Here is a 2,086-nt window from a genome sequence, read left to right on the forward strand (position 1 = left end):
AGATAGTCCTTCTGAGATTGCACTTAAAATAGACGCCTCAATACGCCCTTCCGTCAGGTCCAAGTAAAGGAACCACAATGACTCTCTCAAGTCTGGTTCAGGCAGATCGATATTGATCTGATATGGGAACCGGCGAAATATTGCTGGATCGAGAAGATGAGCGTGATTAGTAGCGGCCACAACAACAGTTCTATCGTTGATTAAATCCAGCCCCTGAATAAGAGTGTTAACAACCCGCTTGATTTCTCCAAGTTCTTTTTGATCGTCGCGACGTTTAGCTATTGCATCAACTTCGTCAAGAAAAATAAATCCAGAACCATTTGAAGCAAACTCGAATAAAGCGCGAATATTTTTAGCCGTATCTCCCAGTAAAGACGATACTACTGTATCTAACCTTACGGTATAAAACGGAAGACCCAATCGCGCAGCAATATGGCCGGCTATAAATGTCTTTCCTGTCCCTGGCGGTCCAGAAAGCAAGAGATTTAGTCGAGATCCAAGGCCGGCTTCAGAGAGCTTCTTAGAATTCAATGCCTCTGCCACGAATCGGGCCAAAGCAGCTTCCGACTGCTCGCCCAGCAGAAGCGGCATGGTTGGCCAGGGTTGCTCTTCGATCAGAGGAACTCTGGATTTGCCATCTACTGGAAGCTGATTTACGGAGCGCACCTCGTTAAGAGATACCGCTCTACGTTGCATGGCCGAACTAATCCGTCCCTGAATTTCGCGTCTATCAGAGCCGCGGTACTCACGGGCAAAAAGATTTCCAATTTGTCGAACTGCGTCCTGATTGCCCGAGAGAGCGACATCTACCAGGTCGGCAAACCACTTCCCTGCAGTCTGCGAGTTCTCGCCTAGACTAGGAGCGTAGCTAGGCTGAAGTACATCTCGGCTCATTTCGTCCCCCGAAACCCGGTGTCCGGAAACCATTTTATGGTTTCCAGGCAACGTATCACGCTTGTAATTTGACATTTTTGATCTTCTCCGGCAACCAAAATGATACCTTGAGGTAACTTTCTTCTGGATATTTGGTTGCGGTAGACCAACCTGGGGCTTGGGTCTAGCCCTCATGGGTAGACAATTGCTTTGCCCGCATGCCTCTCAGGGTTGGCGCTCTGGCGCTCAAATTGCTACGTTGCGTCTACTCTTGCCGGAATGCTGTGCCCATACCACGGGGTCTATCCTGGAGGCCTCATAAGTACCGCCCTTGCATGAAAATCTCGAGTGCATCAGTGGAGCAGAAATGCAGTTCCTATGGACTGTCCGATGTAAGTTACAAGTACATGAGAGGTTGATGATCAATAACCGACCAAACAGCCTGCTTAATCAGGACGATTACAAGAAGCTCCCGACAAAGCCTTTTGCCGTAGATTTCGGTTCGCTGCCGGAGTTGGTGCGTCGTGCACTCGGCCCCTTAGGAGGCATTCAGCCAGTCACTCGCGAGATGACCAAAGCGGCAGGCGGTATATTGCATGACATGCCATCGGCAGGTGAGATCGAACTCTTCAGAGAGAAGGGAGGGGTCTTCCAGATGATTTCCCTTGTCCTCAATGTCGCCCATCTGAAAGAGGTTGATGGCGTAACTGTCGCGATCCCCTATTCGCTCTCTATGATGCCGGCCTCCAAACGCGGGGCCGTTGACGAGAGAAGTATTGATCTTGTCTCCAAACTGGATTCACAGAAAAACCTCAAGGAGTTTGAACCTTGTTATGCAGGCTTTGATCCGTTTTCCGGCAACTTTGGCCTTCACGGCCCACTGGGTCTGTTTATCGGAGAAACGCCGTTCGGCTGTTTTCTCGACGAACTAGGAATTGTCATTGGTCAGTTTTTCCTCGCCAAATCCTACGATCCGACTGATGTCTTAGAAACCAAAATAGGCTTTCCGAATGAGAGAGCTGAAGAGAAATATCGAAAGCATCGCGCAAAGCTGCTGTACAAGCCGTTCACCGAAATTAAGCCTCGGCGTATCTGGGGGGCGCAGTCCCCAATCGAGCTATTCCTTTTTCAGGGATTGCTCCGGCGTGACTTGGTGCCGTTGCTGCAAGTGCTTGTTTTCGATAACGGAGCGATTCATCCATCACTCTACGAC

The 2,086-nt window shown here is 49.7% G+C and carries 2 protein-coding genes; one reads left to right on the top strand and one right to left on the bottom strand.

Features of this window, described 5'->3' with window-relative positions; translation table 11 throughout:
- Positions 1 to 969: AAA family ATPase (locus tag AC1DT3_RS19055; RefSeq protein ID WP_477466788.1), on the bottom strand; the 969-nt coding region annotated here is incomplete at its 3' end.
- 322 nt (positions 970 to 1,291) lie between these two features.
- On the opposite strand from AC1DT3_RS19055, the gene AC1DT3_RS19060 reads away from it, so the two are divergent.
- A partial coding sequence (locus tag AC1DT3_RS19060; RefSeq protein ID WP_477466789.1) for a hypothetical protein occupies positions 1,292 to 2,086 on the top strand: 795 nt, incomplete at its 3' end.

The sequence above is a fragment of the Microvirga sp. P4_G7 genome, assembly GCF_056401005.1.